This window comes from Vibrio sp. 1402 (genome assembly GCF_033340275.1).
This window is the reverse complement of the sequence record NZ_JAWOWE010000016.1, coordinates 47,759-74,360: the sequence shown is the minus strand read 5'-3', so window position 1 is coordinate 74,360 and position 26,602 is coordinate 47,759. Positions and strand designations below refer to the sequence as shown.

At 42.2% G+C, this 26,602-nt stretch carries 28 protein-coding genes; 9 read left to right on the top strand and 19 right to left on the bottom strand.

Features of this window, described 5'->3' with window-relative positions:
• Positions 1 to 137: 137 nt before the first annotated feature.
• The 5 genes from R7044_RS21455 to potA all read right to left on the bottom strand — a co-directional run bounded on the left by R7044_RS21455 (position 138) and on the right by potA (position 5,285).
• Complete coding sequence (locus R7044_RS21455; RefSeq protein ID WP_025766646.1) at positions 138 to 1,175, bottom strand: extracellular solute-binding protein; 1,038 nt, start codon at positions 1,173 to 1,175, stop codon at positions 138 to 140.
• A 249-nt stretch (positions 1,176 to 1,424) separates the two neighbouring features.
• Positions 1,425 to 2,456, bottom strand: a complete 1,032-nt coding sequence (locus R7044_RS21450) for an extracellular solute-binding protein (protein WP_017634902.1) — start codon at positions 2,454 to 2,456, stop codon at positions 1,425 to 1,427.
• Positions 2,457 to 2,558: 102 nt separating this feature from the next.
• The gene (gene potC / locus R7044_RS21445; RefSeq protein WP_005389180.1) at positions 2,559 to 3,329 is read right to left on the bottom strand and encodes a spermidine/putrescine ABC transporter permease PotC; all 771 of its coding nucleotides are present in this window, start codon (positions 3,327 to 3,329) and stop codon (positions 2,559 to 2,561) included.
• On the bottom strand, positions 3,329 to 4,189 hold the full coding sequence (gene potB, locus R7044_RS21440; RefSeq protein WP_005377512.1) for a spermidine/putrescine ABC transporter permease PotB: 861 nt from the start codon (positions 4,187 to 4,189) through the stop codon (positions 3,329 to 3,331). Before potB ends, potC begins: the two co-directional genes overlap by 1 nt.
• Positions 4,170 to 5,285, bottom strand: coding sequence for a spermidine/putrescine ABC transporter ATP-binding protein PotA (potA, locus tag R7044_RS21435; protein ID WP_017634901.1), 1,116 nt, complete (start codon positions 5,283 to 5,285; stop codon positions 4,170 to 4,172). The genes potB and potA overlap by 20 nt, the downstream gene beginning before the upstream one ends.
• A gap of 400 nt (positions 5,286 to 5,685) precedes the next feature.
• Between potA and R7044_RS21430 the strand changes: the two genes are divergently transcribed.
• The 4 genes from R7044_RS21430 to ttcA all read left to right on the top strand — a co-directional run bounded on the left by R7044_RS21430 (position 5,686) and on the right by ttcA (position 9,081).
• A complete protein-coding gene (locus R7044_RS21430; RefSeq protein WP_005389175.1) occupies positions 5,686 to 6,483 on the top strand; it encodes a hypothetical protein in 798 nt (265 codons plus the stop codon).
• The gene (locus tag R7044_RS21425; protein ID WP_025766642.1) at positions 6,476 to 7,312 is read left to right on the top strand and encodes a glucosaminidase domain-containing protein; all 837 of its coding nucleotides are present in this window, start codon (positions 6,476 to 6,478) and stop codon (positions 7,310 to 7,312) included. The genes R7044_RS21430 and R7044_RS21425 overlap by 8 nt, the downstream gene beginning before the upstream one ends.
• A gap of 13 nt (positions 7,313 to 7,325) precedes the next feature.
• Positions 7,326 to 7,988 (top strand): DUF2987 domain-containing protein, encoded by a 663-nt coding sequence (locus tag R7044_RS21420; RefSeq protein WP_025766641.1) that lies wholly within the window; start codon positions 7,326 to 7,328, stop codon positions 7,986 to 7,988.
• A 199-nt stretch (positions 7,989 to 8,187) separates the two neighbouring features.
• Positions 8,188 to 9,081, top strand: coding sequence for a tRNA 2-thiocytidine(32) synthetase TtcA (gene ttcA / locus R7044_RS21415; protein WP_005377502.1), 894 nt, complete (start codon positions 8,188 to 8,190; stop codon positions 9,079 to 9,081).
• A 140-nt stretch (positions 9,082 to 9,221) separates the two neighbouring features.
• Here the strand turns inward: ttcA and uspE are convergent, their stop codons facing one another.
• The 10 genes from uspE to ccoN all read right to left on the bottom strand — a co-directional run bounded on the left by uspE (position 9,222) and on the right by ccoN (position 18,223).
• Entirely contained in the window at positions 9,222 to 10,169 is a 948-nt protein-coding gene (gene uspE / locus R7044_RS21410; RefSeq protein WP_005377500.1) for a universal stress protein UspE, read from the bottom strand.
• 180 nt (positions 10,170 to 10,349) lie between these two features.
• Entirely contained in the window at positions 10,350 to 11,096 is a 747-nt protein-coding gene (locus R7044_RS21405) for an FNR family transcription factor (protein WP_005377497.1), read from the bottom strand.
• 90 nt (positions 11,097 to 11,186) lie between these two features.
• On the bottom strand, positions 11,187 to 11,867 hold the full coding sequence (locus R7044_RS21400) for a sulfite exporter TauE/SafE family protein (protein ID WP_033905304.1): 681 nt from the start codon (positions 11,865 to 11,867) through the stop codon (positions 11,187 to 11,189).
• Positions 11,868 to 11,875: 8 nt separating this feature from the next.
• Positions 11,876 to 12,040, bottom strand: coding sequence for a cbb3-type cytochrome oxidase assembly protein CcoS (gene ccoS, locus R7044_RS21395; RefSeq protein WP_005377493.1), 165 nt, complete (start codon positions 12,038 to 12,040; stop codon positions 11,876 to 11,878).
• Between the two features lie 15 nt (positions 12,041 to 12,055).
• Positions 12,056 to 14,419 (bottom strand): heavy metal translocating P-type ATPase, encoded by a 2,364-nt coding sequence (locus R7044_RS21390; protein WP_225455797.1) that lies wholly within the window; start codon positions 14,417 to 14,419, stop codon positions 12,056 to 12,058.
• 4 nt (positions 14,420 to 14,423) lie between these two features.
• Entirely contained in the window at positions 14,424 to 14,900 is a 477-nt protein-coding gene (locus R7044_RS21385; RefSeq protein ID WP_005377489.1) for a FixH family protein, read from the bottom strand.
• A 105-nt stretch (positions 14,901 to 15,005) separates the two neighbouring features.
• Positions 15,006 to 15,980, bottom strand: a complete 975-nt coding sequence (gene ccoP / locus R7044_RS21380; RefSeq protein ID WP_005377487.1) for a cytochrome-c oxidase, cbb3-type subunit III — start codon at positions 15,978 to 15,980, stop codon at positions 15,006 to 15,008.
• On the bottom strand, positions 15,980 to 16,153 hold the full coding sequence (locus R7044_RS21375) for a cbb3-type cytochrome oxidase subunit 3 (RefSeq protein ID WP_005377485.1): 174 nt from the start codon (positions 16,151 to 16,153) through the stop codon (positions 15,980 to 15,982). Before R7044_RS21375 ends, ccoP begins: the two co-directional genes overlap by 1 nt.
• A gap of 9 nt (positions 16,154 to 16,162) precedes the next feature.
• Positions 16,163 to 16,783 (bottom strand): cytochrome-c oxidase, cbb3-type subunit II, encoded by a 621-nt coding sequence (gene ccoO, locus R7044_RS21370; protein ID WP_005377475.1) that lies wholly within the window; start codon positions 16,781 to 16,783, stop codon positions 16,163 to 16,165.
• Between the two features lie 12 nt (positions 16,784 to 16,795).
• Positions 16,796 to 18,223: a cytochrome-c oxidase, cbb3-type subunit I gene (gene ccoN / locus R7044_RS21365; RefSeq protein ID WP_033905306.1), complete on the bottom strand. Its 1,428-nt coding sequence runs from the start codon at positions 18,221 to 18,223 to the stop codon at positions 16,796 to 16,798.
• Positions 18,224 to 18,480: 257 nt separating this feature from the next.
• Between ccoN and R7044_RS21360 the strand changes: the two genes are divergently transcribed.
• The 3 genes from R7044_RS21360 to R7044_RS21350 all read left to right on the top strand — a co-directional run bounded on the left by R7044_RS21360 (position 18,481) and on the right by R7044_RS21350 (position 21,843).
• Positions 18,481 to 18,837: a hypothetical protein gene (locus R7044_RS21360; RefSeq protein WP_005377473.1), complete on the top strand. Its 357-nt coding sequence runs from the start codon at positions 18,481 to 18,483 to the stop codon at positions 18,835 to 18,837.
• 113 nt (positions 18,838 to 18,950) lie between these two features.
• Positions 18,951 to 20,132: an FIST signal transduction protein gene (locus tag R7044_RS21355; RefSeq protein WP_017634895.1), complete on the top strand. Its 1,182-nt coding sequence runs from the start codon at positions 18,951 to 18,953 to the stop codon at positions 20,130 to 20,132.
• Positions 20,122 to 21,843: an ATP-binding protein gene (locus R7044_RS21350; RefSeq protein WP_064377240.1), complete on the top strand. Its 1,722-nt coding sequence runs from the start codon at positions 20,122 to 20,124 to the stop codon at positions 21,841 to 21,843. Before R7044_RS21355 ends, R7044_RS21350 begins: the two co-directional genes overlap by 11 nt.
• Positions 21,844 to 22,481: 638 nt before the next feature.
• Here R7044_RS21350 and R7044_RS21345 read toward each other — a convergent pair.
• From R7044_RS21345 to matP, 3 genes are all read right to left on the bottom strand, one after another.
• Positions 22,482 to 22,805 carry a hypothetical protein gene (locus tag R7044_RS21345; RefSeq protein WP_025766620.1) on the bottom strand — a complete coding sequence of 108 codons (324 nt, stop codon included), beginning with the start codon at positions 22,803 to 22,805 and terminating at the stop codon, positions 22,482 to 22,484.
• Between the two features lie 114 nt (positions 22,806 to 22,919).
• Positions 22,920 to 23,231 (bottom strand): DUF3634 family protein, encoded by a 312-nt coding sequence (locus R7044_RS21340; protein ID WP_005377468.1) that lies wholly within the window; start codon positions 23,229 to 23,231, stop codon positions 22,920 to 22,922.
• A 15-nt stretch (positions 23,232 to 23,246) separates the two neighbouring features.
• Complete coding sequence (gene matP, locus R7044_RS21335; protein ID WP_005396497.1) at positions 23,247 to 23,696, bottom strand: macrodomain Ter protein MatP; 450 nt, start codon at positions 23,694 to 23,696, stop codon at positions 23,247 to 23,249.
• Between the two features lie 210 nt (positions 23,697 to 23,906).
• On the opposite strand from matP, the gene R7044_RS21330 reads away from it, so the two are divergent.
• Both R7044_RS21330 and fabA read left to right on the top strand, forming a co-directional pair.
• Complete coding sequence (locus R7044_RS21330) at positions 23,907 to 25,547, top strand: AAA family ATPase (RefSeq protein ID WP_171346171.1); 1,641 nt, start codon at positions 23,907 to 23,909, stop codon at positions 25,545 to 25,547.
• A gap of 70 nt (positions 25,548 to 25,617) precedes the next feature.
• On the top strand, positions 25,618 to 26,136 hold the full coding sequence (gene fabA, locus R7044_RS21325; protein ID WP_005390081.1) for a bifunctional 3-hydroxydecanoyl-ACP dehydratase/trans-2-decenoyl-ACP isomerase: 519 nt from the start codon (positions 25,618 to 25,620) through the stop codon (positions 26,134 to 26,136).
• A 140-nt stretch (positions 26,137 to 26,276) separates the two neighbouring features.
• On the opposite strand, the gene rmf is transcribed toward fabA, so the two are convergent.
• The gene (rmf, locus tag R7044_RS21320) at positions 26,277 to 26,450 is read right to left on the bottom strand and encodes a ribosome modulation factor (protein ID WP_005377453.1); all 174 of its coding nucleotides are present in this window, start codon (positions 26,448 to 26,450) and stop codon (positions 26,277 to 26,279) included.
• Positions 26,451 to 26,602 lie beyond the last annotated feature (152 nt).

Genomic DNA, 26,602 nt, shown 5'->3' with positions numbered 1-26,602 from the left:
AGTTCTTTTAGTTGTTGATTTCATAACACTCTCCAATTTTGGGGGTAGAAAGTGTCAACCTTATTTAGGACGGCACAGTCATTAAGAACAAAAAAGCGGCTCATGAGCCGCTTTTTCATATCTTTAAAACTAACGAATTAGTTGTTCACTTTTAGCTTTTGGAAGTACTCATCGTACATTACGCTCGCTTCGCCAACTTCATCTTGCCAAGTACCGCTGTCCATCACTTCTTGTGGTGGGAAGATGCTTGGATCATTAGCAAATTCTTTCGGTAGCAGATCGTGTGCCGTTTTAACTGGCGTAGGATAACCAATCTCTAGTGCAATCTTAGCTGCGTTCTCAGGACGTAGTAGGAAATCGATCATCTTATGAGCTGCGTCAACGTTCTTCGCACCAGCTGGAATTGCTAGGCTGTCCATCCAGAAGATAGTGCCTTTTTCTGGCCAGATGATGTCGATGTTCGCACCTTCTTGACGAGCCATGTATGCAGAACCGTTCCAAAGCATGCCTAGTGAAACTTCACCCGCAAGGTAAGGGTTTGCAGGAAAGTCTGAGTTAAATACTAATACGTTTGGCATTAGCTTTTTCAGTTCTTCGTAAGCGGCTTTGATTTCTTCTGGGTTAGTCGTGTTTGGTGAGTAACCAAGCTTAGTCAATGCAATGTGGAATACTTCGCGAGAATCATCCATCAGCATTAGTTGACCTTCCCACTTACTATCCCAAAAATCATCCCACTTAGTAACCGATGATTTGTCTAGCATGTCAGCATTGATACCAATACCGGTCGCACCCCAAATGTATGGGATAGAGTAGTTGTTGTTCGGATCGAACGGTTTGTTTAGGAAGTTAGTATCAAGATCGGCAAAATGAGATAATTTCTCTTTGTCGATCTGTTGTAGCATGCCTTCTTTACGCATTTTAGAGACGAAATAGGTAGACGGTACTACCAAGTCGTAACCAGAACCTTGAGTTTTTAGTTTTGCGTACATACTCTCGTTAGATTCGTATGTAGAGTAAATAACTTTGATTCCGGTTTCTTTTGTAAAGTCTTCAAGAACTTCGTTTGGAATGTATTCCGACCAGTTGTAGAAATACAGTTCTTGATCAGCAGCCATTGCAGGGGTAGCGATGAGCGTCGCTGCACATAGAGCGCTTGCGTAGAATTTACTTTTCATTTGTTTTCCGTTTTGTTTCGCGATTGGACAAGTCAATACTAGCTGGAGTTATCGAGTTGAGCCAAATCGCAGTAAGCACAAATATGTTCATTTAGCTTGAATATCGTTGTCTCCTTGTTATGAGACGATAAATCTATGATACCAAGACAAATAAACCTAGCAACGCGCGATTATATCAGCCTAAGACAAAAATAGGCAGCGTATTGCTGCCTATTTTCCTATGGTTGATGACTTGTTACACAAGCTAGATTATTGTCCCGCTTTCAGCTTGAGGAAATAATCTTCGTACTTAACGGTTAGATCACCAACCGCATCTTGCCATTCAACACGGTCAAGGTCTTCTTGAGAAGGGAACAGTGGGGCAACGTCTTTAAACTTAGCATTCGATTCTTCCACCGCCGTTAGGTAGCCAGTATCACGAGAGATTTGCTCTGCGATTTCTGGGCGCAGTAGGAAGTCAATCATCTTGTGAGCGGCTTCTACGTTCTTCGCACCGGAAGAGATAGCGAAGTTATCAACCCAGCCGATACCGCCTTCTTTAGGAAAAACGAGTTTAAGGTTCAGGCCTTCACTTTGTGCCGCTGCGGCGCTACCGTTCCAAAGCATACCAACGCCCACTTCACCAGACATGTAAGGTGCGCCAGGGTTGTCAGAGTTGAAAACTAAAACGTTAGGCATCAACTTTTGTAGCTCAGCGTACGCTTCATCGATTTGCTTAGGGTCTTTTGAGTTACCTGAGTAGCCAAGTTTACGCAGAGCGATATGGAACACTTCACGAGTGTCGTCCATCAACATTACTTGACCTTCAAGCTCAGGCTTCCATAGGTCAGCCCAGCTTTGGAAGTCGTTTGGATCGTACATATCTGCGTTAACCGCTAGGCCTGTAATCGCAACAACGTGTGGGATAGAGTAGTCGTTACTTGGATCGTAAGGCTTGTCTAGGTAGTTTTTATCTAGGTTGCCGAAGTTTTTCAGCTTAGTCTTATCGATCTTTTGTAGCATGCCTTCGTCACGCATCTTCGCCACGAAGTACGTTGAAGGTACTACTAGGTCATAACCTTGGTTATGAGTTTTTAGCTTTGCATACAAAGTTTCGTTCGACTCGTAAGTCGAGTAGATCACTTTGATGCCAGTTTCTTTAGTAAATTGCTCTAGGATATTACTGTTGATGTAAGGACCCCAGTTCATAAATACTAGTTCTTTATCATCCGCTGTCGCTGTACCAGAGAACAGAGAAAGCGCACATGCACTACCAGCTAATAGAGTAGCCCATTTTTTCATTGACGTTAGCTCCAAACCAAACGTTGTCCAATTTTGGACGATAGATAGAAAAACAGAATGGCATGTAACCATTCTGTTTCGTGATGTTAACAGGTGCGGATTCTACTTCACTTTTTCTCTTGCTAGCAACTGAGAAATTACTACCAAGACCAAAGAAACAATCAACATCACCGTTGCTAGGGCGTTAACTTCCGGTGAAATGCCCACCTTAACCATTGAGTAAATCTTCAATGGCAAGATTTCGTATGTTGGACCCGTTACAAACGAGCTGATGATCACATCGTCCAAAGACAAGGTAAAGCTCAATAGCCAACCTGCGGCAACCGCTGGTTTAGCGAGAGGAAGGATGATCTGTTTCAAGATAACCCACTCGCTTGCACCAAGGTCTTTTGCTGCTTCCAACATTTTCACATCAAAGCCATTTAAGCGGCTGTATACAGTTACCACAACGAATGGTAGACAAAAGGTGATGTGAGCAATCAATAGTGTAAAGAAGCCAAGCTGTGCGCCTAATACTAGGAACAGAGCAAGTAATGAAATCGCCATTACAATATCGGGAGACATCATCACGACAAACAGCATGCCGTTTACCGCACCTTTACCTTTGAACGAGTAACGGAATAGGGCAACGGCCGTTAAGCTACCAATGATGGTTGCTGCTGTCGCTGAGAATACCGCTACGTTCAATGAATGCCATGCAGCTTGCATTAGGCTGTCGTTATTTACTAAGGTTTCGTACCATTTCGTGGTGAAACCACCCCATTTCATACCAAATTTGTTGGCATTAAATGAGTTAACAATTAAGACGATGATTGGCAGATACAAAAATGCATACACCAGCGCCATAAAGCTAAATCTAACTGTGCGTCCCATTAGTCTAGCTCCACTTTCTTATTCAATAGTTTGCCTGCTCTGTAGTAAGCGTAAAGCATCACAGCCATTGCGAAGGTGAGGGCGATACTGGTCGCAGCACCAAATGGCCAGTCACGAGCGTTCAATACTTGGCTCTTAATAACGTTACCAATCAGTAGGTTCTTCGCACCACCAAGAAGGTCAGAGATGTAGAACATACCTAGTGCTGGTAGCAGAACCAACAAACAACCACCGATAATGCCAGGCATTGTAAGAGGTAGAATCACTTTCGTAATGGTTTGGAACTTGTTCGCACCAAGATCTTTCGCCGCCTCGATATAAGTGTTGTCCAACTTCTCGATTGCCGAGTAAAGCGGCAGAATCATAAATGGAAGCAGGATGTACACAAGACCAATCATTACTGCTGTTTCGGTGTACATAATACGTAATGGCTTATCGATGATTTCCATCGCCATTAATGATTTGTTCAAAATACCTTGTGTACCCAGAACAATCTTCAGGCCGTAAGTACGGATAAGAGAGTTTGTCCAAAAAGGTACGATAACTAAGAACAACATGAATGGGCGCCATTTCTCTGGCATTTTCGCTATGATGTAAGCAAATGGGTAACCAATTACTAAACACAACAACGTCGCCACAATCGCCATGTAGAACGAGTGCATCAGCACTTTCGCATACAAGGGATCGAGTAGACGTAAGTAGTTGTCGAAAGTAAATGTCATTTCGATTAAGTTTGCTTCATCACGCGTTAAGAAACTCGTACCGATAATCATCACATTTGGTACCAACACGAAAAGTGTTAACCAACCGACGATTAAGGTAATGATCGCGTTTTGAAGATTAATCTTCTTGCTTATCATTGAGGACTACCTCCCAACTCTCAACCCAAGTGATAGCGACTTTCTGGCCAAGTGAGTGGTCCACATCAGGATCATCTTCGTTAAAGAATTCGCTAACCATTACACGCATGCCTGAATCCAATTGGATAACGGAATCAAGCGTCATACCTTTATAGGTACGCTCTGTTACGTGACCTACGATGCCTTTTTCTTCAGACTCTTTGATCTCTTCGATACGTAAGTCTTCTGGGCGAAGTAGTACTTGCAGTTTTTCACCTGCTTGCGCTTCCTGATCGTAGTAAACAACAGACTCGACACCTTCGATTTCTGCACGGATACGTTTCTCGTCGATACGCTCTAGCATGGTTGCGTTGAATACGTTGATCTCACCGATAAAGCGAGCAACAAATAGGTTCTTCGGCTCTTCGTAAATCTCACGTGGAGAACCATCCTGCTCGATAACACCGTCGCGCATAACAATAATGCGGTCAGACATCGATAGGGCCTCTTCCTGATCGTGCGTAACGAAGATAAAGGTAATACCAAGTTGACGCTGAAGCTGTTTAAGCTCGATTTGCATTTGCTTACGCAGTTTGTAATCAAGTGCAGATAGAGATTCATCTAGCAGCAGTACTTTTGGTTTGTTAACAACCGCACGCGCAATGGCGATACGTTGTTGCTGACCGCCAGAAAGCTGATGAGGCTTACGCTGAGCCATTTTTTCTAGGCGCACCATGCGTAGCGCTTCCATTACTCGTGGTTCAATGTCCGCAGTAGGCGTTTTCTGCATACGAAGACCAAAAGCGACATTCTCATATACGGTCATGTGTGGAAACAATGCGTAACTTTGAAATACCGTGTTGACGTGCCTTTGCTCTGCAGGAACCTGTGTTACATCCTGGTCATCCAAAATAATTTGACCGTTATCTGCCGTTTCAAAACCTGCAATCATGCGTAAAACTGTTGTCTTACCACAACCAGAAGGCCCGAGAATCGTCAGAAATTCACCATGATTAACATCCAGATTTAAATTACCGATGATTTCCTTACCATCGAAACTTTTACTAATACCAGATAAACGAATAACTGGCTTTCCTGCTTGCGGTTTTGCGTTCAACGTCTGTATTTCCCCCACGTTCAAGCCGGGATTATCCCAGCTGATGTGACACTAACCATTCACTTTTGAGGCGCGCATCATAATCACCAAAAGTGTGAAATTAAAGCATTTTCTTATCTTGAAACAGAAATAATTTTGCAGGAAAAAGCCATCATTCCTTACCATACTGTTTTTATGAGATTAATTGGCATCTAGACACAGTTTGATAGCACTAAACTTTGTTCAACAATTGTTTCAATTTCATGACCTTGAAAGTGGTTAATTATCAACCATACAGTTGAGATTGCAAGGATTGTAGGTGAGTTGTGATGTTAGATGTGGAAAGATTTCTTTATAATGACGATTACATTAATTGACTGGAATTCCAGTCAAAATTTTACAAGTTAGTCTTGGATAAACTATGAACGACGATTTTGAGAAAGATTTCAATCTTGGGGGGAGTGTAGAGCGAGCTTTGTCTGGCAACTACGAGCTTAAAGCTGGCGCGGTTTTTAACGAAGCTTGGCGAGCAACCATCCAGCACTTTTTATCATTTTCTCCTGCCATTATTGTATTGCTTTTTGTCCAGTTAGGTATTTTCTATATTGCATTAAAACTGCAGTTGGGCGATTTGAGCGTTATTCTTGATGCATTTGAGAACCCAGAGTCGTTCACAAACGATATTGTGTCTTCTATTTATGTCGCGAATTTCAGTTATGAGGTGATTAGCGCACCAATTTATGCGGGGATCAGCTTGATGGCTATGAGCCATGTCGCTGGCCTGAAGACTAAGTTGCGCCATGTTGGAAAGGGGTTGCAGTTCACCATTCCTGTTATTCTAGCAACGCTCATGAGCTTAATGCTACAAGGTGTGGTTGGTATGATTTTTCCTTTACTGTCGCTGTATCTTTCCTTGGCATTTAGTCACTCTATTTTGTTGATTTGTGAGAAAAGGGTGCCACCAATGCAAGCGTTGCTGTTATCACTTCGCGCAATCAACAAGAAGATTTTTGTGGTCGCGGGGCTTTACTTAGGCGTGATGTTAATGTTTATTATTGCAGCAATGTTCTACGGTATTGGCTTGATTTTTGTGCTGCCATTCTTCTTCCATTTGAAAGGCATACTCTACCGCGAAATGTTTGGAATTAAGCTTAAGATCGTTACAACACAGAAAAACGATAATGATCACGATGGTAACTCACAGGTGTTTGATGCCTAATTCTTTGAAATCAATAAGTTTACGAGTGGCGGCAACCTGTATAGCCGCCACTTTCATTTCTATAGGCCCATATTTACACTACGAGAAACAGTTTAAATATGTGGAAAATCCTGACGTACTCTCTGGCAAGATTAAGCATGTCGATTTATCACACTTGCCATACATCGGTGATATCCCAGACTTCAATTCAATAAAAGATACGAAAGAGAAAAAAGCTGCTTTTTTTGATTTTTTAAGGCCTAAAATTGCTCTTGAGAATCAACGAATTCGTCATGAGCGGGCCTTTCTTACCTCTTTAAAGGTGGGACAAGTGACGCAAGAACAACAAGAGTATGCTCAGCGGTTATCATCTCTGTATTCGTTGCCCTTGAGTAACGATAAGATTGATCAAACGTGGCTAGATGAGATGCTTGTGCGAGTGAACGTCTTACCTGAAGCCTTGGTTCTAACTCAAGCGGCAAATGAATCTGCGTGGGGCACTTCTCGTTTTGCTACTCAAGCAAACAACTTGTTCGGCCAATGGTGTTATAAAAAGGGCTGTGGAATTGTTCCAGCGCAACGTGGCGCTAACAAAGTTCATGAAGTTGAAAAATTCGATTCTGTACAACAGTCTGTTCATGGCTACTTTATGAACGTTAATCGAAACCCAGCGTATGCAGACCTGCGTGAAATCAGAACATCTCTGGCTGAAAAGAACAAGGGCTTGTTAACGGTCGCAACCGCGTCAGAGTTAACGCATGGGTTGCTAGCCTATTCTGAACGTGGCATCGCCTATGTACACGATCTTCGCGCTATGATTCGTCATAACAACGCCTACTGGACGCAATAAAATAACGGATAAAATGAAAAAGTTAAGCCTAAGTCTGTTGGGAAGTGCGGCGCTAATTCTTGCATCGCCGATAACCCAAGCTCAAGAGTACATGTTCACGTACTCAAAGTTATATACTCAACTAAAAAACAACAATAAAGAAGGGCATGACGATGTGAAAGTTGGTGTCTTTTTTGTGGACGCAAAAACTAAACAAATTTGTATGATAGAAAAAGCTTGGATGGAAAAAGAAGAGCACTATGAAGAGTTTGTTATCCCTGCTTCACAAGAGTTGCCTTTACCTGTTGATAAAAACTTAAAGTCAGCGAATCCGTTGGTTTTTGTCGATACCCCAAAAGATACACGTTGCGATTACTCACTTGTCGTGATGACCAAAGAACCATTACAGGGTAACGTTTCTTACGACCAACTTAAGCCTCTTCTACCTCAAATGCAGACGATGCTGGAAGATTTAGGCGGTATGTTTGCGGGTTGGTTTACACCGGAGGTTCAAGGTGTGACGATGGAGTTTGCAAATCAACTGAATGATAAAGTGATTTTCTCAAACGGAACCGAAAAGCCAATTGTCAATGGCAAGATACAAGTCGCACTAAGTGAAATAGGGCAAGGTGGCACAATGACACTACCAGAACCGACGATGCGAGTGTTACCTTATCTACCTAACGCAAAGAAATGAACACTGAACGTTTAGAAAGGGCTGCAATCGCAGCTCTTTTTTCATTTGTGACCGTAACTAAAGTATCTTTCACACTCTTTTCTTAAAGACTCAATAAGACAAGCATTTAATCCTGTGTAAAAAGCTCGTATAATCCACGCCCCAAAGAAACCCATGTTAGGAAGTCCTAGTCGATTTATCGGCGATGTGAGAGCCCGCAATGAACCAAATAGATACAAGAAAAGAAACCCTAGAATTCAACAAGCTTCAGAAACGCCTGAGAAGACATGTTGGAAATGCCATTACTGATTACAACATGATCGAAGAAGGCGATGTTGTGATGGCATGTATTAGCGGTGGTAAAGATTCATTCGCGATGCTTGATATCCTGTTGAATCTTCAAAAAGCTGCGCCAATCAAATTTGAAGTGGTTGCAGTAAACCTAGACCAAAAACAACCGGGCTTCCCTGAGCACATTCTGCCAGAGTATTTCGAAACACTGAATATCCCTTACTATATTGTCGATAAGGACACGTATTCCGTCGTAAAAGAGAAGGTACCAGAAGGCAAAACCACTTGTGGTCTTTGTTCACGCCTGCGACGTGGTACGCTGTATTCATTTGCAGAGAAGATTGGTGCAACTAAGCTTGCGCTAGGTCATCACATGGATGACATCGTCGAAACAATGTTCTTGAATATGTTCCACGGCTCTCGCCTTAAAGCGATGCCACCAAAGCTACGCTCTGATGATGGCCGTAACGTGGTCATTCGTCCATTGACTTACTGTCGTGAAAAAGATTTGATCAAATACGCTGAGCACAAGGATTTCCCAATAATTCCGTGTAACCTTTGTGGCTCTCAAGAGAACCTTCAGCGTCAATCTATAAAAGCAATGTTGATTGAATGGGATAAGAAGACGCCAGGGCGTGTGGAAGCAATTTTTAAATCAATTCAAAACGTAAGCCCAAGCCAACTAGCAGACCGCGAATTGTTCGACTTTGTTAACTTACCGCTAGATCGTGAAGGTAACCGCGAAGAGTATGAATTTAATGAGGCTGTCGTTTCTTCGACGAATATTGATGAATCGATGTTCATCGATGTTACGAACATCTAACTCGTAAAAAAGGAGGTCAATTAGACCTCCTTTTTTGTACCCAACGCTTTAACTGTTCCCAAACAAAAATCCCCCTGTATTCGGGGGATTTATTAGCGCTTATTTGAAAGCGCTCAATACATAGCAATACTAAAGAGAGATTAGGTTGCTGTATTTGGGTCGAGAGGGCTAATGTAGCCTTTTGGTTTTAGAGCCAACACGTCGCAATTTATTTTATCAATTACGTGCTCCGCTGTATTACCAATAAAGACAGCAGAAAGCCCTGTTCGCCCTGTGGTACCTAAAATAACCATTGCTGCGTTCAAGCGCTCTGCAGCTGCTGGAATGACATCTTCAGGTAAACCTTGCTCAACTATCGTTTGTTCTTCATCAAGACCATGTTTTTGGCGTAGTGCTTTCATAGCCGTTAAATGATGACCTCGCACTGCATCGGTATAAGTCGTTGGGTCAAATTCAGGAAGTTCAATCGTAATATTCGCCGGTGTAACGGGATAGGCGTTTACAAGATATGGCTTGGCCTCAAGCCGAGTGGTGATTTCTTTTAATCGCTCGACCATCGTATCGTTGAGATCAATATGAGTCGGGTTTTCTGAGCCCACATGTACTGAGGCAAGGATACTTGCTTGTTCCGGCCAAGCAGCATTCTTGATAAGAAGCACTGGAATAGGGCATTTTCGCAACAAGTGCCAATCTGTCGGTGTGAAAATGACAGACTCTAAAACATCATGCTTACGTGTGCCTTTGATGACTAGGTCATGATTGCCTGCATAGACTTCAGCAATAATCGCCTCATAAGGGCGGTTGTGCCAGACAACACAAACATCAAAGTCGAAGCCATCGTTTAGGTATGGTTGAGCAATTTTACGCATCCACTGCTCACGCTGATGAATGACACCTCGACGCATAGCATCTCTTTCATCCACTGATAGCATTGACGTCATGTCATACGAGAAATCGTAAATGGATAAAAAGAAAGTGATTCGGCTTCTAGATACACTTTTCTGAGCTAATTGAACAGCTCTTGCAAGTGCGGGCTGCTCATCATTATTGATGTCAGCTACAACAAGGATCTTACTGTATATACTCATAACTAAGCCCACTTCTATTGCAAAACCAGATACTGAATGTAAATTAAATCAGTATTTTGGAGTACTCACCGTACATTTTTACTGTAGCTTAGTTTGGAGAACTTTTTGAGGACTTTCGAAAGGAATTTATGAGAAATATGATGTAGCTCATTTTCGAGCTACATCAATAATTAGGGTGTATTATTCTTTAGTTACACCAGCAAGTTCCATCAATGCATCGTGGTCTAAGATAGTGATATATTTACCTTTTACGCTTAGGATCTCAGATTTCTGGAAACGACCTAACAAACGACTGATCGTTTCGACTGTAAGACCAAGGTAGTTGCCAATATCACCACGAGTCATAGTTAAACGAAACTCTCTAGGGCTGAAGCCACGCTGAGAAAAACGCGTTGATAGGTTGTAAAGGAAAGCAGCTAGTCGCTCTTCTGCGTTCTTTTTAGAAAGAAGCAAAATCATTTCCTGATCACCTTTAATTTCGTTACTCATCAAACGCATGATTTGCTGGCGAAGCTTAGGCATTTTACCCGATAGATCGTCTAAAATTTCGTATGGGATTTCACATACCATCGACGTTTCGAGTGCTTGAGCAAAGCTAGGGTGGGAGTCACCAGTGATAGCATCGAAACCGACTAAGTCTCCAGCTAAGTGAAACGCTGTGATTTGCTCATCACCTTGCTCTGTGATCGTATAGCTCTTGATGGTACCAGAGCGGATAGCGTATAGCGATTTTAGCTCATCACCGGCCTTAAAAAGCTCTTGTCCTTTTTGAATAGGCTTCTTACGTTCGATGATTTGGTCAAGCTGGTCAAGTTCTGCCTCATTTAGAGTGAACGGGATACACAGTTGACTAATGCTACAATCTTGGCAATGAATGGCGCAACCGCCTGATTGGATACGCTTTGTTGCAGGTTTTTCAGAAATCATAACAACCTTTCACTATTTGATATACATCAATATTTTAGCATCGCTTAATCCTAAAGGGTAGCAAAAATGTCACCTCAATAGAGTTTAACGTTATATGAAACCGAGTAATGCTAAGGCTCCTACAGCGGTATACGTACCATAGCCAATAAGGATTAATGCTGAAATATTTCTAAATATTAATGATTTTTGTAATTTCTGAAAATGATTGGCACCGTATCCAATAATAAGCATTGCAGGTAGCGTTCCGAGCCCAAACGCAAGCATAATTAGGCCGCCGTTCATCGCACTACCAGAAACCGCCGACCAAGTAAGCGCTGAATAAACTAAACCACATGGTAACCAACCCCAAATAAAGCCAAATGGCAACGCGTGAAGAGGATGCTTTAATGGCAACAAACTCTTCCCTGCCGGCGAGATAAAGCGCCAGAGATACTGCCCTAGCTTTTCTATTAAAAGTAAGCCTTGCCACCATTTAGCAATATACAGCGCGACCAGAATCATGAATAACGCAGCAATCAGCCTTAACCAAGCAAGAGAATGCGTTAACCCACTAAGCTCAGATAAACCTGATATAGCACCACCCACTAATGCTCCTATTAAGGTATAACTGATCAATCGTCCGAGGTTGTAGAAGAGGGGGATAAGAGGGGTGGTTTTATTTTTAGCAGAAGAGCCCATGGTAAGCAGAGACGCGATACCACCACACATACCCATACAATGACCGGCTCCTACTAAGCCGATCATCAACGCACCGATAAAATCAGGAGTCATAAAGGTCGCTACTTTTTATCACTATTAGATTGGTCTTCTTCGTCGAGAAGAATGTTGTGCCCTTGCCGTTCAAGATCTTCAAACTGATCGCTTCTTACCGCCCAAAGAAAAACGGCGACAGCAACACAAACGAGAACGATAGCGATGGGAATCAATATATAAAGACTTTCCATGTTTGCTTTCTCTACTTATTTCTCTTTGAGCAGGCGCAAAGAGTTAGATACAACGATAATTGAGCTTGCAGACATGCCAACTACTGCAATGTAGGGAGCCACTAAACCTGCGACCGCCAAAGGCAAAATTAACAGGTTGTAACCCAAAGACCAAGCCAAGTTTTCTCGAATAATCTTTCTTGTAAGCAGTGCAAGCAAACGTGCTTCTAGTAGCTTTTCGAGATTATCCCCAAGTAACGTCATATCTGCAGAAGCTTTAGCGACATCTGTACCACCGCCCATTGCGACAGAAAGGTGAGCTCCGGCGAGAGTCGGCGCGTCATTGATTCCATCACCAACCATCATAGTGATACTGTTTTCGTCCAAGCTCTTAAGGTATGCAAGCTTATCTTCTGGCTTTGCTGACGCGACGATGTGACCGATACCAATTTCATTCGCCACTGGTTGGGCGTTTGAGAGAGAATCACCAGTTAGCAGGGTTGTCTTAATTCCAGCGTCAGCAAAACGTTGAATAAAGGCTTTGCTTTCTTTTCGGATAGGGTCGCGGTAGTAAAAGCTAGCGACATGCTTGCCATCAACCGACAGATAGACCGCCTGGCTTTCACCACTTTCTTTGCCTTGAACAAAAGCCGCACTGCCTATCTTAACGATTTTGCCATTCCATATCCCTTCAATCCCTGACCCAATCACGTTTTGCACATCAGACACGATAAAGTCATCATTGGTGAAAGTTGCAAAAGAACGAGCGATAGGGTGGTTTGCATGAGCCTCTAAAGCTGCAGCTAGTGATAGACAATCTTTCTGTGGGAGATCACTAAGTACCTTTGTTTCACAGATCTCAATATCACCTTTCGTTAGAGTGCCTGTTTTATCTACAACTAAGTGGTTGATCTTACATAATGTCTCAAACACATGGCCTTTACGAAGTAAAATGCCAAAATTACCCATTCTAGAGGTAGCACAAGTGAGTGCGGTCGGTGTGGCCAGAGATAGCGCACATGGACACGTAGCGACTAACACAGACAGCATGATCCAAAACGCATCATCTGGTTTTGTTTGATGCCAGTAAAACCAAGTACCAGCAGAGATGATAAGAATCACACCAACAAAGTAACGGGCGACAATGTCTGCAATTTCCGCAATTTTAGGTTTGGAGTGTTGAGCTTCATCTTGTAAACGCACGATGTTAGAAATCATTGAATCGGCCTTTGAGCTTACTACCTCAAGTTCAAATGATTCGTCTCCGTTTAGCGTTCCCGCATAAACAATATCGCCTTCTCGTTTCACAACGTGCACTGACTCACCCGTTAGCATGGATTCATCAATATGAATACGGCCTGAAATAACTTTACCGTCAGCGGGGATATGTTCACCAGGTAGAACGCGGATACGATCGCCAACTTTTAGCGTCTTCACGGGTATCTGATCACCGTCCAGCGTTGTAGCAATTGCCGGAATCAACTTAAGAAGGTTACCACTCGCTGCAGCAGCTTTGCGACGAGCGCGCATCTCTAAGAATCGACCTACTAACAAAAAGAAGGTAAACATCGAGATAGATTCAAAGAAGACTTCGCCTTGTTCAGTTACTGTTGCAACTAAACTTGCAACATAGGCAAAGATCAACGCGATAGAAACCGGGACATCCATACCAAGGGTTCGGCCTTTGATACTGCGCCATGCGTTTAAGTAAAATGGAAGAGCGGAATAAAGCAAAACAGGAGTAGCAAAAATCAAACTTACCCAACGAAAGTAACTTTTAAACTCTGGCTCTAAATCACCAAAGACTTCGAGATACAGTGCAACGGCGAGCATCATGACCTGCATGGTTGCTAAACCTGCAATACCTAGCCGATATAGATATTGCTTCATCATTCGATGGTAAGAAGCTTCTTGCTTATCTGCTTCAAAAGGTGCAGCTTTGTAACCAAGTTTATGTATAACGGAAAGGAGCTCGCTTAACCGTACCTGAGTTTTATCCCAGGCTAGTAACGCTCGATTGGTGGTTGTATTAACACGGATAGATACCAACCCGGCCGTATTAGAAACTTGCTTTTCGATTAACCACGCACAAGCGGCACATGAAACGCCTTCCAAAGAAAGGGTTACTTCAGAAACATTTTCGCGATTTCGTACGAATTCAGATTGTACATCCGCATTGTCATAATGAATTAAAGCTTGGAGTTGCTCTGGTACTAGATCTGCCTTTTCTGCAGGCGCAGTGCGGTATTGGTAATATGATACAAGACCACTATCGACAATAGTCTGCGCCACAGTTTCGCAGCCCGGACAACACATGTCGCGAATTTCACCCAATATTTCTACTTTGAAATCCGTGTTGGCTGGTACATCTTCACCGCAGTGATAACAGGATTTACACATATGCTTACTTCATTAACGGTGTTGAAGAGGCAGGAAACTCAACTTTACCTTGGATCATCCATTGCTTGTCGTGTGGTTGTAGTTCAACAAACCATGGTCCTTGAATAGATTCCTCAGCTTTTAGTCGGTAATTACCAGATGCATCCGCTGTTACAAGCTTTGTGAAGTCACGATCAGGAAGAGTACGATGAGTGAAAGTGGCCGTTAGAGCAGGGTAATGAGGTAGCTTCCCTTTAGCGAAAACAATCACAACATTGTTATTTTCAGAGGAAATCTCAGCGTTAAGACCTAGGTCACGAGCGACATTCATTTTACTAATGTCGATATTAATACCTTTGCCTTTTTTATAGTAATCCTCGGCGACTAAAGAAACAGAGTTGTTCGAGAAAACGACCACAGTAATCACAGTCCAAACTACGACAGTAAGAGGAAGGATGATTAGGAACCACGGCCAAAATTGTTTATACCAAGGCTTTACCATAAAAAAGTTCTCAACAGCTAAATGAAAAAATGTAAGGCGTTAAATTTAAAGGAAAGACAGCCCCTATGAAAGGGGCTGTTATTGCTATGTTACGTAATATCTCAGTTACTTACTCTCTGAGTTACTTAAACTCCAGACATATGAGGCAACGAGCTGAACTTTATCTTCACCCAAAATGTCTTTCCACGCAGGCATTACGCCTGAGCGTCCGTTCATTACGGTTTCTGTTACAGCTGCACGAGAGTCACCAAATAACCAGTCTTGGTCTGTAAGGTCAGGCGCACCGACTGCAGGGTTACCCTTACCATCGGTACCATGACAAGCAGCACACACTACGAAGCGTGCTTTACCTGCCGCGGCTTCACGAGCATTTACTTTACGACCAGATAAACTAAGTGTGTAACTTACAACTTCTTGAACACCTTGCTCACCAAGGGCATCTTTCCATGCTGGCATTTGACCAATACGGCCGTGCATGATGGTTGTAACGATCGCTGCTGGCTCGCCACCATATAGCCATGCATCATCAGTCAGGTTAGGGAAGCCTTTCTGACCACGTGCATCAGAGCCATGGCATTGAGAACAGTTTTGCAAAAACAAACGCTGACCAACTTTTAATGCTTCAGGATCTTGCGCAATTTCAGGAATTGGGCGTAGACCACTGTCATTGTGCGCAAGTTTACGGAATGCTTCGCCGAAGTAAGCGTCGGCATCATCCAGTTCTTTTGCATATTGGTTTAGTTGCTTGTTCTCTTGTGCTGCAGCGATGGCTTCTTTTGACTCTTCTAGTGAGCGAACGGTTTGAGCCGAACTCTGCCAGTTTAAAAAGCCCTTGAAGCTACCTAGACCTGGGAATAGGGCAAGGTAAACTGCTGCGAACACAAATGTGCTTACAAACAGGTAAGTCCACCACTTTGGTAGAGGGTTGTTTAGCTCGCGAATACCATCGTACTCGTGGCCCATGTCTTCCCCTTCCTCGACGCCCATTTTATCTTTAGCGCACCAAGTCAGGAGAATCGCACAGCCTACTAGCGTACCGACAGTAATCACGATAATCCAGAGACTCCAGAATGTAGTCATTACTTCTTCACTCCTTGGTTATTAGGGGTCTTTTGTTCTTCGTCAGCAAACACCAAGTTGGCATCTTCTTCAAAGCGTGCTTTACGCTTTTTACTAAATGCCCACCATACGATGCCAATAAAACTAGCGAAGAGTACAACGGTATAAATACTATGAATTGTACCGAAATCCATATGATCCCCTTACTTCATTGCATGACCAAGAGACTGAAGGTAAGCGATGATTGCATCCATCTCTGTTTTACCTTCTACTTCTTTAGCCGAATTCGCGATCTCTTCATCAGTGTATGGAACGCCGAACTGATCACGAAATAGCTCAAGTTTCTTCTGAGTTAGCTTACCGTCTAAAACGTTTTCAGCTAGCCACGGGAAACCTGGCATGTTTGACTCAGGTACAAGCTCACGAGGATCTAACAGGTGAACACGGTGCCATTCGTCAGAATAACGACCACCAACACGAGCTAAATCCGGGCCTGTACGCTTAGAGCCCCAAAGGAATGGGTGTTCCCAAACACTCTCACCAGCAACAGAGTAGTGACCGTAACGTTCAGTCTCTGAGCGGAAAGGACGAACCATCTGGCTGTGACAGACGTTACAACCTTCACGGATGTAGATATCACGGCCTTCCATCTCCAAAGGAGTGTAAGCGCGCAGATTTTCTACAGGTTCAGTCGTTTGCTTTTGGAAAATCAGAGGAGTGATCTCTACAAGAGCACCCCAACTGATAGCAAACACGATAAAAATAGCCAACAAACCGACATTACGTTCTAAGATTTCATGGCGATTATTAGAATTATTACTCATTCTTAAATCTCCTTATGCCGGATGTGGGATAGCTTTTAGGCTTTCTTTAGGTGCACTTACCGTTTTGTACGTGTTGTATGCCATTAGGAACATACCAGATAGGAAGATAAATCCGCCTAGGAAACGTACAAAGTAGAACGGATAAGACGCTTCTACAGATTCAACAAAACTGTAAGTTAGCGTACCGTCAGAGTTAACCGCGCGCCACATAAGACCTTGCATTACACCAGAGATCCACATCGCAACGATGTAAAGAACGGTACCGATTGTTGCTAGCCAGAAATGCACATTAACTAGACCAACAGAGTACATACGCTCTTGGCCAAATAGGCGAGGTACCAAGTGATATACAGAGCCGATAGAAACCATCGCAACCCAACCTAACGCACCAGAGTGAACGTGACCAATGGTCCAGTCTGTGTAGTGAGAAAGTGCGTTAACCGTCTTAATCGACATCATCGGGCCTTCAAAGGTAGACATACCGTAGAACGACAGTGAAACGATTAGGAAACGTAGGATAGGGTCATAACGAAGCTTATGCCATGCACCAGATAACGTCATAATACCGTTGATCATACCACCCCAAGAAGGAGCAAATAGAACCAGCGACATAACCATACCTAGAGACTGAGTCCAGTCTGGTAGCGCTGTATAATGAAGGTGGTGAGGGCCTGCCCAAATATATAGAGAAATAAGTGCCCAGAAGTGAACGATAGATAGACGGTAAGAATAAACAGGACGTTCAGCTTGTTTAGGAACGAAGTAGTACATCATACCTAGGAAACCAGCGGTCAGTAGGAAACCTACCGCATTGTGTCCATACCACCACTGAACCATCGCATCCACTGCGCCCGAGTAAATCGAGTAAGATTTACCAAGTGACACAGGAATAGCCATGCTGTTCACGATGTGAAGTACTGCTACTGTGATAATAAAGGCACCGAAGAACCAGTTTGCCACATAAATATGTGACGTGTTTCGCTTCACTAGTGTGCCGAAGAACACCACCGCATATGATACCCATATTAGCGCAATTGCGATATCAATAGGCCATTCTAGCTCAGCATACTCTTTACCCGATGTTAAACCGAGAGGCAAAGTAATGGCTGCTGCCAGGATGATTGCTTGCCAACCCCAAAAGGTGAAGGCAACGAGTGGGCCACCAAAAAGACGTGTTTGACATGTGCGCTGTACAACATAATAAGACGTTGCGAACAGAGCACTGGTACCAAACGCAAAAATTACCGCATTAGTATGCAGTGGACGTAAGCGACTGTACGTCAACCACGGCGTATCAAAGTTTAGCTGTGGCCAAACTAATTGAGCGGCAATCAAAACACCAACAGCCATACCAACTATGCCCCATAAAATGGTCACAAGGGTAAATTGGCGAACGACTGTATAGTTGTAGTTTTGTTCAAGCTGCTTTACTTGGCTCATTTGCATGCTTCCAATTTCTAATTAACTACACTTTTACTTCCAACACGACTTGCGTCGTAACACCACCCAAGTAAACTCTAGAATTCAAGTGTTATCATCACCTTATTTCCATTGCTGACTTTAATAAAAAGTGGCATTTTCAGCGTGACACTATACTTGAATTAACAATTCAATGACAGGGTAGTAACCTTACTGGACCTCTGGAAATCATTTTTTATTTAAAAAGTTTGAAGTTTGTAACAAGGATATTAGTAATTATGCCTGCACAAAAGTTAACAAAGGCGCGACTTGCACAAATCTTAATCATGCTCAGTGTTTTAATAGGCGCATTTTTCTGGCGTACCTTTACACACGAGAGCGTTAATAGCGTTGACTGTTCACAAAAAGAACGATGCGATGTAACAATTGAAGGAGAAATAATCACGATTAATCGTGACTCAATGGGAATTTCGCTCGAAACGACAGAAAGTAGCACTCTAAAAATTGATCTAAATCAATCTGGTAATTTTATCAATCTCAACGAAAAGCATAAGTCAGTAGAATGGGACATCATGCCTGAATCGAAAAAAATCACCTTTAAAAAAGGTGAAAACATTGTTGTAGTTCAATTATAAATACGATCTATCACGAGATAATCGTAACTTATTAATGAAATTAACACCTTCTTACCTAGAGAAAATTGGTTGGAATGGTATAACAGCAGAGTGATATCCAATTATAAAATCGTATGCATTGCCAATCAGTTTTTACTCATATTAAAGATGAAGACTCAGCGATAAAAACGCTCAGGTCAGAATTGACACAACAGAACTTGTCTTACGTGATGTGTTACTACACGGAAGAATACAATTTCGAGTTGATTCGAGAAGCGTTTCTTGCGCATTTTCCTGGTGTGCCTTTTCATGGCGCCAGTTCATGTCAAGCCGTAATGACAGATCAGGGCTTTCATACAGGACCAGTAATTGCGGCACTTGCTGTTTATGATACAGGTCCTCATGCTTATGGTACTGGTATTTCTAATCACAACTCAGGTGACAGCGTCACCAAGGCTTTGGATATGGCCCTTGAGAACGCAAACCGTGTAGGAGAGGTACCAAACTTAATTCTACTTCATGCTACACCAGGGCAAGAGGAATCAATCATTGCGTCTATAGATGAAAGATTTGGAACTCTAATTCCAATTATTGGTGGTTCGGCCGCTGATAATAACATCGCTGGGAAATGGTCTGTGATAACCGCCCAAGGCTCTCAAACTTCAGGTTTAAGCTTAACTCTCTTTTACTCCTCTCAACCTGTTGATATCGCTTTCAGCGCTGGGCATACACCAACTAATATCAAAGGTGTTGCAACCAAGACCAACGATAGATGCTTACTTGAAATTGATAATGAACCTGCGCTCAATGTTTATAGAAGGTGGACAAATCACCAGGATAACCAAGTAGGTAAAGATAATATGCTGTTTACAAACTCGAGTGCTTATCCATTAGGGCGGATCGCAGGTCATCTCTATGATCGCCCATATTACAAGTTATCCCATCCGATCCGTGAGACGCCAGATGGTGGAATCGAGTTGTTTACACGAATAGAAGAGGGTGACGAGCTCACATTAATGAAAGGAAGTCGTGAGCATCTCGTTGCGCGCGCTGCAAAAGTCGTCAATGCCGCTTTTAACCAAAAATTAGAAGAGTCTCGAAAAATTGGAGTGATAAATATCTTTTGCGCAGGTCCCATGTTGCACTTAATGCAAGACATGAATAGCGTTTGTGAACAAATTAACCAAGAACTAGAACATTTGCCTTTTATTTGCCCTTTTACTTTCGGCGAGCAAGGTAGATTTATTGGTGGTGAGAATGGACATGGAAACCTGATGATTTCATCGGCTATATTCCATAAACCTTATGAAAGATAAATACTTAGACATATATCAACAGGAAGCGCTTCAAGAAGCGTTAGTTGAGCTAAAGCAGGCTAGACAAAGAGAACGACTACTCGCTGATGAAAACAAGGCCATTCTTTCCGCGATATCTGCGATGAGTGAGGCAAAGAATCGGCATGAGATATTTACGGGATTAAACAATGTCCTCAAAAAGTACATCAACTTCGATGATTTTATTGTACTGACTCGTGATGGTGAACGATATCCCTTCAAGACATTGATATCAACTAATAGCGTATTTGATAATGTATCCTGGTTACACGGTAACACCTATCAAAGAGCTCTCAATGGTGAATGCATTCTACTGTTCGAGCCAGATAAACTCGCTGAGTTTGTTAACTTAAACAGCTTTATAAAAAGCCATGTAAACTCGGTCGTTTTAACTGGTATACGTTCAGAAGTAACGCAAACCGTAATCCTACTTATTGGAGCTCAGAAAGGGCACTTTAGCATAGAGAATAAGGAAACCTTGAGGCGGTTTCGTCCCTTAATTGAAAGGGCGGTCATTGATATCGAGACCAAAGAGAAGTTACAACGTATCGTTGAGGTAAGAACAACTCAGCTCGCTAAAGCAAGAGAAGAAGCAGAGCTTGCGAACCGCTCTAAGTCGGAGTTCTTAGCGATGATGAGCCATGAAATAAGAACCCCTTTAAATTCCGTTCTTGGAATGCTAGATATACTGAAGCAATCAACCTTGTCAGAAGAACAAATTGATGCGTTGAGCCAAATGGAGTGCTCTGCAGAGTTACTTCTCGCGATAATCAGTGACATTCTTGATCTCTCTAAAATCGAGTCAGGTCGCTTTCAGCTCAATGAACAATGGATTAATTTAAGAGACACTGTCACTTTTGTCATTTCTCAGCAAAAACAAATAGCTAAGAAGAAAAATCTCCAATTTAAACTCAACTGTACTGTCACTAATGACAAACAATTTTGGATTGACTCCACGCGGTTATCTCAAATCCTGTTTAATCTAATAGGGAATGCAATAAAGTTTACAGACGAAGGTGAAGTAAAAGTTTCTGTATCTGAGCAAGATGCTGAACTTGTGATCTCAATATCTGACACTGGAATTGGTATATCTAAAGCAAAGCAAGAGCACTTGTTTACGGCATTTCATCAAGGAGACCGTTCCATCACGAGACGCTTCGGTGGTACAGGACTGGGGCTCGCAATAACCAAGCATTTAGTTGAAATGATGCGTGGAAAGATTGCCGTTAAAAGTGATGAGCATGTTGGTTCAACCTTTACGATTTCGATTCCAGTTTTGACTCGTTGTAATCAAAATCGTCCAGTTAGAATCGAAACCAATCAACCGACAAAAGCAATGGAACTTCTCGTCGTAGAAGATACCGAGTCGAATCAGTTCGTAATAAAGCTTATCTTAAATAAGCTTGGCCATAATGTTCATATCGCAAGCCATGGAGCAGAGGCATTAACATTTTTAGAAGAGAATGAGGATTTAATCGATTTGATTCTCATGGATGTCTCGATGCCAGTGATGGATGGAATTACCGCAACAAGACTTATTCGAGATAAAGGTCTCAGGACCCCAATTATAGCGTTAACTGCACATGCGCTAGAAAGCGATAGAGATAAATGCCTGGATGCCGGTATGGACGGATTCATTTCTAAGCCAGTTAGAAGACAAGATATCTTTGAAGCTATACAGTCATTTCAATAAGTAAAAAGGCGTTAATATAGATCTTAACAATCGATAGATTATTAAGATCTATATTAAGTATTTTATGGTAAATAACCATTATGTTTAATGCTCACAGTAAGGCCCTTAAATTTAAAATCTGCAGGGGAATAGGAGCATACTCAGACAACATTTAGCGTACGGCGATATACAATTTAACATAACACATATAATGCGCACCAAGGGGTGGGATCTCAAAGCAATAATGTCCGGTTTTAGCTACTTTAAAATGTCCTCCTAAGATTAACAACATTGTTTGCTTTTGAGGCTTTAACCGAGGTTCCTGTGGACTTGCAATCGCTAGTTTGGTTTGTGGTTATGCTTACGAAGCAAATCAAATCTCTTATTGAAAATTGATGCGCGCTTAGTCCTCGACTTACTGGCGTGTTCTTCCGTAAGTACCTGAATCAATCTATGTATGGTGATGATGGCCAACTCACTGAATTTGCCATTCAATGGCATCACGATTACTAACTTAAGCACTACCAAACAAAAAAGCCTTTCATACTCGCCTCGTACAACAGCAAAAATCAGCTCAACGCTCTAATCGCTCCGCAACGAAATCTGCCAAAAATCACGAGATCAGTTCACTCGCTCTTAATCAAGGCGTTCTGAAACATTTATAAGCCTGTGGTTATATGGAGGCGAATGTACTTTTCGGGGTATTTGTAACGATAGCGTTTTCCTTTCTTCAAGTTGGACTTAACGTACCTACACACTTTTTGGTCACCACTACTGGTTACTCTTTTTATTACTGCGTTTTTACTTTTGTGCTCCATTTCTATCATGACGTCACAATAACCTTGATAGCCATCAAACTTATTGTCTACTTTCTTTTGAAGCTTAGTCTTAATCTTTTTAGCCAACAGGTTCGTTTCTGAATCGTCAGCAAAAACTGAATTACTTGCAAAGATCAATACCATTAAAGTTACAACGTATCTCATCGTTTTGGTCCGTTTATGTTGTTGATTGTTCGATGATAAGTAATTTTTCTGTAGATACGAAAATGGGACGCCACATTGCGTCCCATTTAACATGATGAAGTAACTGATATGTAATTAAGCGCGCTTCTTGCCTTTGTTTGCTTTGAAGCCCTGGTGCGGAAAAACGTTACGAATCCTCTGTTGAACTTTTTTGGGAATGCCTTTGGAAAAGCTTAAGCGCATTCCTGTTCGTTGGCTATACACCTTCATTTCACCAGTAAACGGGTTATGCTCACTAATATCCTGTAAGTTGTGTTTGAAAGAAGGAGGTAGATGCCCTTTTACGTTACTAATATGGCCATTATCGAACTTTACTTTTAACACCGGCCTATCGACTGCGATCAACCAAAAGATCACGATGGCTGCAATTAAGATTACATATAACATTTGGCACTCCCTATCCTAGCTAGATAGCAATTTACTCAAATCCTCTTTAATTGAGGTAACTTTTTGACTCGCTTTTTCACTTCTCGACGCTTCGGAAAGCAAATATTCAATTGCGTCAGATAACGTACAACCAAGTTCATTCGCTCTACTAGAAAGCTTTTCCCAAACTCGGTAATCTAAATCAATGGATTTCTTCTTTGTATGGACTTGCTCTGCATTGAAGTGACGTTTCCGTTTCGCTCGGATAGCCTGCTTGAGTTTATTATCTAACTCTTCTGACATGTGGTTTTCTATCCAAGCCAAGACAAGTGTAGGCTCGTGTTCAAGGCGTTTTAGTTCTGCGACCGCTGCATCTGCTTCGCTTGTATCAATATGTCGGGTAATCGCTTCACCATCTTTCCATTTTTTGATGAGATACTTCCATTTCCACCCACATTCTAGATTCTCAAGCTGCTGATATTTCATTTGTTCCGACCCATAAACATAACCTAGTGACAGCGTAACCCAGATGGTTTATTTGGGCAAATAAAACTCTTAGAAGTATCGATGTTGATCACTCATTTGTCTAAGTATTGTTCATTGAGAGTTGAATGCCGTGAGCAAACCAAATTGGTGCTAGGGTGTTATAGTCCGTTTCGTTATAATGTCGGCAAGATTGAATTACGATGAATTTTAATGAACCAACTTAATTGGCAAGACGTAACACCTTCACTTGAGCAGTACGAAGCACTTTTAAAGTCTGCACCTTCGTTACCAAAGAAGTCTTTTACTGAGCTCCAACCGAGAATGTCGGCAACGATATCTCGTTTTTCAAAAATTTCTGGATTGACGCGAGTACTACTCATTAACTGCGTAGATAATTCTGTCTATAGAGAGTTCATCAGTAAAGCTCTTCAGAGCCAGTCTAACGCTGCGATTGTTTTGTCGGAATCACTTGATGCCAAACGCTTATTTGACCGTTACAGTGTCGATTTAAGTGGTGATATTGCCTTCCAACCTGGCTTAATTTCACAGGCAGATAGCGGTTACTTAATTGTACCGGCTAATCTAATTTTGGCTAACCCAGGACTTTGGCCAAATATAAAGTCTGCAATTCAACAAAACCTTATCGAGCCACTGAACCTAAGCCCTACTCGTTTACCTACTTCAGTACCGCAAGCTAAAGCTTATGATGTAAAACTGATTGTAACAGGAGAAAGAAGTCAGTTAGCAGAGCTAGAATACATCGATGACGACTTCTGTTCTGGCTTTGCCATGTATACGGAAGTTGAAGAAGATATTCATCTGTCAGAGCAGAATTTGACAGATTACTTTGGTTTAGTGAACTGGATTTGTTCTCAATATCAACTGCCTCACTTAACTGAATGTGGTTTTAGAAGATTGTTGCTGGCCGGTATGAGATTTACTGAAGATCAACATTATCTGCCTTTAGGAGTAATGTGGCACTCTCAACTTCTAACGCTTGCCAGCCAGTTCAGTGATGGCCACGCATTAGATTACAAGTCGTTAGATAAAGCGATTGACGACAAGTATTACCGAGAATCTTACCTTCCTCAGCGTGCCGTGTACGATATTTTAGATGGACAAGTCATCATTGAGACAACTGGGGAACAAGTTGGTCAAATCAATGGCCTAACCGTTATTGATATGGCTGGGCACCCTGTCAGCTATGGTGAGCCTGCACGAATATCTTGTGTAATTCATTTTGGTGATGGCGATGTTTCCGATGTTGAGCGCAAAGCTGAGCTTGGAGGCAATCTACATGCAAAAGGCATGATGATTATGCAAGCTTTCTTGAGCTCTGCTCTGAAACTGGATGAACCACTGCCTTACTCTGCCTCCATCGTATTTGAACAGTCTTATAGTGAAGTTGATGGTGACAGCGCATCTCTTGCAGAACTTTGTTGCTTGGTGAGTGCTTTATCTGAATCTCCAATTAATCAACAAGTTGCTGTTACAGGAGCTGTTGATCAGTTTGGTCGAGTGCAAGCCGTCGGTGGCTTGAACGAAAAAATTGAAGGCTTTTATCAGGTTTGTAAACATCAAGGTTTTACAGGAAATCAAGGTGTTGTGATGCCAAAATCAAACCTTAAACACCTTGCATTACATAAAGATGTAATAGAAAGCATTAAAAATGGTGAGTTCCATATTTGGTCCGTTTCTACCGTAGATGAAGCTATTCCGATTGTAATGAATAAACCTTTTAGAGGTGAAGACGATAGCATTATTGGCAAAATAGCGGAACGTATTGAAAACTTTGAAAGACATGAGCATCCAGAAGGAATTGTGCAGCGCATCAAAAACTGGTTTGTCTAGTACTGATCGGAGTTGTTTAGCGTACACGTGTTCACTAAGATGCAGCTATCAAAAATTGGAGTAATTGATAATGCAAAACAAACGTGATTCTTATAACCGTGACGATCTACTTGCTTCTAGCCAAGGCGAACTGTTTGGGCCTGGTTACCCTCAGCTTCCTGCGCCAAACATGCTAATGATGGATCGTGTTACTAAAATGTCTGAGACTGAAGGCGATTTTGGTAAAGGTTTGATCTTGGCGGAATTGGATATTACTCCAGATTTGTGGTTCTTTGACTGCCACTTCCCTGGCGACCCTGTAATGCCGGGTTGTCTTGGCCTTGATGCGATGTGGCAACTTGTTGGTTTCTTCCTTGGCTGGGTTGGTGGCAAAGGAAAAGGTCGTGCTCTGGGTGTTGGCGAAGTGAAGTTTACAGGTCAGATCCTACCAACAGCGAAAAAAGTGACGTACGAAATCCACATGAAACGCGTTGTAAACCGTAAGCTTGTGATGGGTTTGGCTGACGGTCGTGTATGTGTGGACGGCAAAGAAATCTACGTAGCAAAAGATTTGAAAGTTGGCTTGTTCCAAGATACTTCAAGCTTCTAATCACGATTTTAATCGATTTATTAAGGCTCCTATTTAGGAGCCTTTTTGTTATCGAGTGTTAACCTACTTCCCTATGTCCCTATAATGTAGAAAAGGCTCCGTAGAGCCCTTTCGAATCCTTCTTTTTGTATGTGGAGAGTTTATTTGTAGAGACCAGATTGTCTTTCATCTCTGGCATCACGCCAACCACCTAACCAATACGACCGAGCATCAACTTGTTGATATGGGCAAGCCTCTTGAGACCTTCCATTCAACCCAGCTTTGTAGCCTTGAGATTGAGCTCGTTCTAGGCGATCACGCTTTTGTCTCTTCATAGTTAATTCCTCATACAGGTCCATTTACTAACGTACAGCTGTTATTGTGAAACTTTGATGGAGTTTTTATGACTCCACTTATAAGAATCGATCAAAGTAGGCAATTTCTCAAGGCATAAAAAAAGCAGAGACTCAAATGTGTGAGCCTCTGC

Excerpts from the sequence above, each read along its gene's own strand:
- R7044_RS21360 (WP_005377473.1), top strand. The coding sequence starts at position 18,481 with ATGCCTGCACAAAAGTTAACAAAGGCGCGACTTGCACAAATCTTAATC.
- ttcA (WP_005377502.1), top strand. The coding sequence starts at position 8,188 with ATGAACCAAATAGATACAAGAAAAGAAACCCTAGAATTCAACAAGCTT.
- R7044_RS21355 (WP_017634895.1), top strand. The coding sequence starts at position 18,951 with ATGCATTGCCAATCAGTTTTTACTCATATTAAAGATGAAGACTCAGCG.
- R7044_RS21420 (WP_025766641.1), top strand. The coding sequence starts at position 7,326 with ATGAAAAAGTTAAGCCTAAGTCTGTTGGGAAGTGCGGCGCTAATTCTT.
- R7044_RS21400 (WP_033905304.1), bottom strand. The coding sequence starts at position 11,867 with ATGACTCCTGATTTTATCGGTGCGTTGATGATCGGCTTAGTAGGAGCC.
- R7044_RS21430 (WP_005389175.1), top strand. The coding sequence starts at position 5,686 with ATGAACGACGATTTTGAGAAAGATTTCAATCTTGGGGGGAGTGTAGAG.
- R7044_RS21425 (WP_025766642.1), top strand. The coding sequence starts at position 6,476 with ATGCCTAATTCTTTGAAATCAATAAGTTTACGAGTGGCGGCAACCTGT.
- R7044_RS21345 (WP_025766620.1), bottom strand. The coding sequence starts at position 22,805 with ATGAGATACGTTGTAACTTTAATGGTATTGATCTTTGCAAGTAATTCA.
- matP (WP_005396497.1), bottom strand. The coding sequence starts at position 23,696 with ATGAAATATCAGCAGCTTGAGAATCTAGAATGTGGGTGGAAATGGAAG.
- R7044_RS21450 (WP_017634902.1), bottom strand. The coding sequence starts at position 2,456 with ATGAAAAAATGGGCTACTCTATTAGCTGGTAGTGCATGTGCGCTTTCT.
- fabA (WP_005390081.1), top strand. The coding sequence starts at position 25,618 with ATGCAAAACAAACGTGATTCTTATAACCGTGACGATCTACTTGCTTCT.
- R7044_RS21375 (WP_005377485.1), bottom strand. The coding sequence starts at position 16,153 with ATGGATTTCGGTACAATTCATAGTATTTATACCGTTGTACTCTTCGCT.
- ccoP (WP_005377487.1), bottom strand. The coding sequence starts at position 15,980 with ATGACTACATTCTGGAGTCTCTGGATTATCGTGATTACTGTCGGTACG.
- rmf (WP_005377453.1), bottom strand. The coding sequence starts at position 26,450 with ATGAAGAGACAAAAGCGTGATCGCCTAGAACGAGCTCAATCTCAAGGC.
- uspE (WP_005377500.1), bottom strand. The coding sequence starts at position 10,169 with ATGAGTATATACAGTAAGATCCTTGTTGTAGCTGACATCAATAATGAT.
- R7044_RS21350 (WP_064377240.1), top strand. The coding sequence starts at position 20,122 with ATGAAAGATAAATACTTAGACATATATCAACAGGAAGCGCTTCAAGAA.
- R7044_RS21330 (WP_171346171.1), top strand. The coding sequence starts at position 23,907 with ATGAACCAACTTAATTGGCAAGACGTAACACCTTCACTTGAGCAGTAC.
- ccoS (WP_005377493.1), bottom strand. The coding sequence starts at position 12,040 with ATGGAAAGTCTTTATATATTGATTCCCATCGCTATCGTTCTCGTTTGT.
- ccoO (WP_005377475.1), bottom strand. The coding sequence starts at position 16,783 with ATGAGTAATAATTCTAATAATCGCCATGAAATCTTAGAACGTAATGTC.
- potB (WP_005377512.1), bottom strand. The coding sequence starts at position 4,189 with ATGATAAGCAAGAAGATTAATCTTCAAAACGCGATCATTACCTTAATC.
- R7044_RS21385 (WP_005377489.1), bottom strand. The coding sequence starts at position 14,900 with ATGGTAAAGCCTTGGTATAAACAATTTTGGCCGTGGTTCCTAATCATC.
- R7044_RS21455 (WP_025766646.1), bottom strand. The coding sequence starts at position 1,175 with ATGAAAAGTAAATTCTACGCAAGCGCTCTATGTGCAGCGACGCTCATC.
- R7044_RS21340 (WP_005377468.1), bottom strand. The coding sequence starts at position 23,231 with ATGTTATATGTAATCTTAATTGCAGCCATCGTGATCTTTTGGTTGATC.
- R7044_RS21390 (WP_225455797.1), bottom strand. The coding sequence starts at position 14,419 with ATGTGTAAATCCTGTTATCACTGCGGTGAAGATGTACCAGCCAACACG.
- ccoN (WP_033905306.1), bottom strand. The coding sequence starts at position 18,223 with ATGAGCCAAGTAAAGCAGCTTGAACAAAACTACAACTATACAGTCGTT.
- potC (WP_005389180.1), bottom strand. The coding sequence starts at position 3,329 with ATGGGACGCACAGTTAGATTTAGCTTTATGGCGCTGGTGTATGCATTT.
- R7044_RS21405 (WP_005377497.1), bottom strand. The coding sequence starts at position 11,096 with ATGATTTCTGAAAAACCTGCAACAAAGCGTATCCAATCAGGCGGTTGC.